Origin of the sequence: Grimontia sp. AD028, assembly GCF_000973155.1 — a bacterium.
Classification (GTDB): Bacteria; Pseudomonadota; Gammaproteobacteria; order Enterobacterales; family Vibrionaceae; genus Enterovibrio; species Enterovibrio indicus.
Genome location: NZ_LASY01000125.1, coordinates 21,382 through 27,478 on the forward strand (window position 1 = coordinate 21,382; position 6,097 = coordinate 27,478).

General features: G+C 48.2%; 4 protein-coding genes. 1 reads left to right on the plus strand and 3 read right to left on the minus strand.

All coding sequences use genetic code 11. The features are described 5' to 3' along the window. Positions 1–18: 18 nt before the first annotated feature. The 3 genes from RN22_RS25225 to ppsA all read right to left on the minus strand — a co-directional run bounded on the left by RN22_RS25225 (position 19) and on the right by ppsA (position 5,018). Positions 19–171 (minus strand): hypothetical protein, encoded by a 153-nt coding sequence (locus RN22_RS25225; RefSeq protein ID WP_197076332.1) that lies wholly within the window; start codon positions 169–171, stop codon positions 19–21. A gap of 717 nt (positions 172–888) precedes the next feature. Further along, positions 889–2,343, minus strand: coding sequence for a DUF3360 family protein (locus tag RN22_RS21165; protein ID WP_046307493.1), 1,455 nt, complete (start codon positions 2,341–2,343; stop codon positions 889–891). A gap of 299 nt (positions 2,344–2,642) precedes the next feature. Then, positions 2,643–5,018, minus strand: a complete 2,376-nt coding sequence (gene ppsA, locus RN22_RS21170) for a phosphoenolpyruvate synthase (RefSeq protein WP_046307495.1) — start codon at positions 5,016–5,018, stop codon at positions 2,643–2,645. A gap of 170 nt (positions 5,019–5,188) precedes the next feature. On the opposite strand from ppsA, the gene RN22_RS21175 reads away from it, so the two are divergent. Continuing rightward, on the plus strand, positions 5,189–6,025 hold the full coding sequence (locus tag RN22_RS21175) for a pyruvate, water dikinase regulatory protein (protein ID WP_082111454.1): 837 nt from the start codon (positions 5,189–5,191) through the stop codon (positions 6,023–6,025). The last annotated feature ends 72 nt before the right edge of the window (positions 6,026–6,097 follow it).

The following is a 6,097-nucleotide window of genomic DNA, read 5'->3' on the forward strand; positions in this document are numbered from 1 at the left end:
GCCCCAAAAAGAAAATAGCTAAACTGAAGGTGCTCGCAACGTCGCAACGGCAGATCTGTCCCAGCCAAAGGTTTGTTCGAGAGTAAGGTTAAATACACTCCATGCATACACTGAGCCGATAGAGCCGTGGATACCCACGGCAGAAGCGGCGATAAGCCAGCGGTTTTTCATATCGATATCCTTATTGAATCAAGATGCCTGACACGTTACTGACTGAATGATTGGCAACAGTTGATTTACATCAACCGCGCAGAACGACATATTTCCTTACAAACTATCAAGTTGACGAAGCTGCACAGATAGCTGATTCATTTATACCATCAATGCATTGCTTTTTAGGCGGGAAAATTTGCCAACTCAGAAGAGAGTTGCGTTTAAATACTTTTAATACAATGAGTTATCGTTGGATTGGCTTGATATGCACTTTCTGATGGATGTATGGGTTAGAGCGAGAGATTCTTCTGAGTCCAAATTTCCATAAATGAATAACTTCGATCAATGTTTGGTTTTGAGTAGGACTGAAACAATTTTGAGGTCTAAGTAAACACCTGATTGGAAAGATTACAAGTGAATAACCAGTCAATGATGTCAGAGTAAAATTATTATGTCGTTATATGTAAATTAATATCACGATATATATAGTTATTGTTATCGATCTGTCTGGGTGAGTTAGAATATAAAGATAATTCTACTGTCCGGTGATTTAAGCTGAATATTCCGAAGTGATTACTCTAATTTTTCTAACTGGAAATATTTAGATACAAAATGTCATATATTCCAAAGCGCTTTTTATTCCTGAATGGCAGAAATAAAAAAGCCACCCGACTGGGTGGCAAAAGTATATAAACGCCCGACTGAGATTGGGCAAAGTTACATTACATCTTTCACTTACAGCAGGGCAGGAACCCCAGGGAGCTGTCCTACAACACCGAGCGCGCCCACACAGACAATCAATGCTGTGAGTGGAATGCCCAGACGGTCTGTGCGGCCGAGAGACGCAGCGCGCTCTTTGTTGCCAATCAAACCTGTGTTATCCAAAAGCATGGTCAGTGCCCAGCCAAATACCGGGTTCACCAGCGCACACGCAAACATACAGATACCGGCACTTTGGGAGTTACGGGCGTTTTTCACCATTTGCATGCCTGCTTCCAGCAATGGCAGGAATACACCAACCAGCAAAGCAACACGAAGCACAGGTTCCCACATCGCCAAGTCCATCGGGTAGCCAATCACCGCAGCCGCAATACACAGTACACCGGTTAACAGCGCGCCACCGGGAATAGGGCGTTTGGCAATCGCCGCTGGAATCATATAGGTGCCCCAAGAAGAGGCGAGGTTACCACCGCCAAGACCGGCACCAACAATCTGACGCACAGAACAAACCGTCATGGTGTCGTCCACATTCATCAACGCACCTTTGGCTGTTTTTGGATAATTCAGTTCCTGGAACACGCGGTGTCCAAGAAAATCCGGTGACCACATGGCAACTGCCAGCACGGCAAACGGGATCACCGCGATGTAGTGCTCTAGGCTTGGCCAGCCTAGTTGCCAACCAGTGTCTTCGCCCCACCAGTAGAACGGGCTCATGCTCGGCAGGCCAGGCTCAGTGGTGAACTCAAAAGGTACGCCCATGGCAAAGGCGATGATACCTGCGACCGCAGAACACAGAGGAATCGCCAGCCAACGTTTTTCAATCTTGGCGAGGTAGGCGTAAATCACGATGGTGGCGAGAATCACAACGAAAGAAACATGGCTAAGCCCAGTGGACGCTGACCAGGATTCAAATGCGGTCAGCTGACCAATCAGACCAACGGCACCGAGGTAAATCAACAGGCCGCCCCGCACCCCTTCACCAGTGAGTTTCACCAGTTTTGAACCGCCTTTGGTGGCGCTAAGTATTAGACCAAACACACCTACCATTATCCCCAGAGCGAGCGGGTGACCGCCTGCCGCAGCAATCAGAGGAATGAGAGGAATCATCGGGCCATGGGTACCTGCAAGATTGGTGAGCGGGTTAAACATGGCAGAGAAGAAAATCGCGAACAGCAGACCTGCAATAAGGAGCTCGAAACGCACGTTCTCAGCAACAAATTCAGGTGATAAACCGAATTGTGCGGCGAAGGCGGCAACCATGGCTGTCACCATCACGACTTTGCCGATGGTAGCCGCAATAGCTGGCACCCAGTCTTCTATTTCAATACCAAAATCACGGTAAGGAAGATGGAGTTTCCAGCGTTTGTAATTGGCAATATTTAATTCATGTTCGAGGTATTCAGTGCGGGAAGAAAATTCGTAGGATTGCTTCCGCTGAGAGGCGTAATCACGTCCTTGTTCTTGACTCATATTCACTCCGATGAGTTAAAGCTTAATTGCTGTTAATTATTTGGAGTGAAGAGAGTGGTGATATTGATGTGCATCATGTTAGCTGTGCCATTAATCACTTTCCGGGATATAAACGCGTCTGAGTTCACGTAAAAACACAGTGAATTACATCGTGTTCTAATTAATCTGAATGATGGTGGGATAAAAATGTGCAAGAAAATAGATTTGAATGAACAATATTCTGGATCTTCATGTTTGAAAATAAAAAAATCCCGCAGCATTTTCGCACTGCGGGACTTCACATTCATTCAGTCGATGAATCAGGACTTGTTAGCAACCTTGCCAAGTTTCATCCAGGTATCAACCACGGTATCCGGGTTGAGTGAAACAGAGCTGATACCCTGATCCATCAGCCATTGCGCCAAGTCATCATGATCTGAAGGTCCCTGACCACAGATACCAACGTACTTACCTGCTTTGGTCGCTGCATCAATCGCCATCTTCAGCATGGCTTTCACCGCTGGGTTGCGCTCATCAAACAGATGCGCGACATCACCAGAATCGCGGTCAAGGCCTAGCGTTAGCTGGGTCATGTCGTTTGAACCAATTGAGAAACCATCAAAGTACTTCAGGAAGTCTTCCGCCAATACCGCATTGGATGGCAGTTCACACATCATGATGACTTTCAGACCCTGCTCGCCGCGGCGAAGGTTGTGCTTCGCCAGAAGGTCGTTCACTTCTGCCGCTTCACCTGTGGTACGAACGAATGGGATCATGATTTCAACGTTCTTCAGACCCATCTCGTCACGCACACGTTTGATCGCCTGAGTTTCCAACTCGAAGCAATCTTCAAACACTGGCGAGATGTAACGTGAAGCACCACGGAAGCCCAACATTGGATTTTCTTCATGGGGTTCGAACTCGCTGCCACCAATCAGGTTGCTGTATTCGTTCGATTTGAAATCTGACATACGCACGATGACGCGCTTCGGCCAGAAAGCGGCACCAATGGTCGCTATCCCTTCGGTCAGTTTGCTGACGTAGAAATCGACTGGATCTTTGTAACCGCGAATGCGCTCATTGATGGTTGCTTTCAGCTCATCGCTTTGTGCGTCAAAGTTCAGCAGGGCTTTCGGGTGAATACCAATCATCTTGTTGATGATGAATTCCAGACGGGCAAGACCGACACCTTCGTTCGGAATTTGGGCGAAATCGAATGCACGATCCGGGTTACCCACATTCATCATTACTTTGGTCGGTAGCATTGGCAGTTCGTCTACTGCAGTTTGGCTGACCGCAAAGTCGAGCTTACCTTCGTAAACGTAACCGGTTTCACCTTCAGCACAAGAGATAGTCACTTCCGCACCATCACTGAGTTTGCTGGTGGCGTCGCCACAACCTACGATGGCTGGAATGCCAAGCTCACGGGCGATAATCGCTGCGTGACAGGTACGGCCGCCGCGGTTGGTGACAATCGCAGAGGCTTTCTTCATCACCGGTTCCCAATCAGGGTCAGTCATGTCAGTAACCAGCACATCGCCGTCCTGTACCAGTGACATTTCATCCAGTGATTTCACGATACGGACACTACCGTTGCCGATACGCTGACCGATAGCGCGACCTTCCACCAAGACACCTGCTTTGGCGCTCAATTCGTAGCGCTCAATCACGTTGCCTTGCTTCTGCGAGCAAACCGTTTCAGGACGCGCCTGAACGATATACAGCTTGCCGTCGATGCCGTCTTTGGCCCACTCAATGTCCATTGGACGCTTGTAGTGCTTCTCGATGATCATCGCTTGCTTGGCAAGCTCTGCGATTTCATCGTCGTTCAGCGAGAAGTGGCTTTGTTCCTCTGCTGAGGTGTCGATGATTTCAACCTGCTTACCAATTACCTGACTGTCGGCGTAAATCATCTTGATCAGCTTGGAGCCGAAAGTGCGTTTTACTACCGCAGGGTGACCCGCTTCCAGCAGTGGCTTGTGCACGTAGAACTCATCAGGGTTCACCGCACCTTGCACCACCATTTCACCAAGACCCCATGAGGAAGTGATAAACACCACCTGATCGAAGCCTGATTCGGTGTCCAGCGTGAACATCACGCCAGATGAAGCTTTGTCTGAACGCACCATGCGCTGAATGCCCGCAGACAGAGAGATACCACGGTGATCAAAGCCTTGATGCACACGGTAAGAAATGGCGCGGTCACTAAACAATGAGGCGAATACGTGCTTGGTTGCCTCAAGCACGGCATCAATGCCTTTGACGTTCAGGAAGGTTTCCTGCTGACCGGCAAAGGATGCATCCGGCAAATCCTCGGCTGTCGCAGATGAACGCACAGCAACGGAAAGCTCCGAATTTCCGTCTACCAGCGTTTCGTAATTGTTTCGGATATCCTGCTCTAAATCAGCAGGGAAGGGGGCATCCAGTACCCATTGTCGAATTTGGGAACCGGCTTTGCGTAGGGCTTCAACATCTTCAATATCCAGTTCATCGAGCACTTGGTGAATGCGATCATCCAGACCTTCGTAATCAAGGAACTGGTTAAACGCAAACGAAGTGGTCGCAAACCCATTCGGGACAGAAACGCCAACATTGGCGAGGTTGGAAACCATTTCGCCCAGTGAAGCGTTTTTGCCGCCGACCTTGTCAACATCATCCATGGACAGGGTATCGAACCAGAGGGTGTTCTTTTGCATGTCTTTCTCCAGAAACTATGCAGTTTTTGTATTGGGTTTTGGGCGGTAAACCTTAAGTTTGGGCTAAAAAAACGCTATGGGTTTCAAAAGCTGAGCAAACGTTAATGGCTGACCATTTGTTGTTATTGTTATGTTTGTATCCTAATAAAATTTTGCGAGCAGATTAACCTTTGAAGCACACAGAAATTCAAACCCGAGACGTCTTTTATGTCTCGGACGGGACAGCCATCACATGCGAGACATTAGGGCATGTTGTTTTGGGTCAGTTTTCCTTTGTCCCAAACGAGAAAACGTTCCCTTTTGTCGAGTCTGAAGACAAAGTGGCGGATTTGGTTAAACAGATCCAACAATCCCACGATAAACATGGGGTAAAACCGCTGGTTTTCTTCTCCATGGTCGTCCCCGCTATGCGTGATCAACTGCTGCAGGCGCCAGCATTTTTCTACGATGTTCTGGAAAGTATCGTCCAGCGTGTGGCAGAAGACACACAAATCGAGCCCAAGCCAAAACTTCAACGTTCCCGAAGTGTCAGCAAAGATTCAGACACCTACTTTGATCGTATTTCGGCCATTGAATACACCTTGGCGCACGATGACGGCATTTCTCTAAAAGACCTGGATAAAGCCGACATCATTCTGCTGGGTGTTTCTCGCAGCGGTAAAACCCCGACCAGCCTCTACATGGCGATGCAATTCGGCCTTCGCGTAGTGAACTATCCGTTTATCGCGGAAGACATGAAAATGCTGCGTTTATTGCCGGAATTCGAGTTCCAGCGTCACAAGTTGTTTGGTTTGACGATTGAACCAGAACGCTTGACCCAGATCCGTCAGAACCGGCTTTCAGGCAGTGAATACGCCAGTAGTGAGCAGTGTGAACAGGAGATCGCAACGATTGAATCTTTGTTTCGTCGTGAAGCGATTCCTTATATCAACACCACCTCATTGTCGGTTGAAGAAATCTCCACCCGAGTCCTGGAGAAAACTGGTCTCAAGCGTCGGTTGTTCTGATCATAGGGGCTGTTGACCTTTGGTGATGATTTTTGCAGCAGTTTGTGGGGATTTTATGCAAGGCAGAGGTTT

What these genes read in the sequence shown, in the direction of transcription:
- RN22_RS25225 (WP_197076332.1), bottom strand. Translation starts at nt 171, where the DNA reads ATGAAAAACCGCTGGCTTATCGCCGCTTCTGCCGTGGGTATCCACGGC.
- RN22_RS21165 (WP_046307493.1), bottom strand. Translation starts at nt 2,343, where the DNA reads ATGAGTCAAGAACAAGGACGTGATTACGCCTCTCAGCGGAAGCAATCC.
- ppsA (WP_046307495.1), bottom strand. Translation starts at nt 5,018, where the DNA reads ATGCAAAAGAACACCCTCTGGTTCGATACCCTGTCCATGGATGATGTT.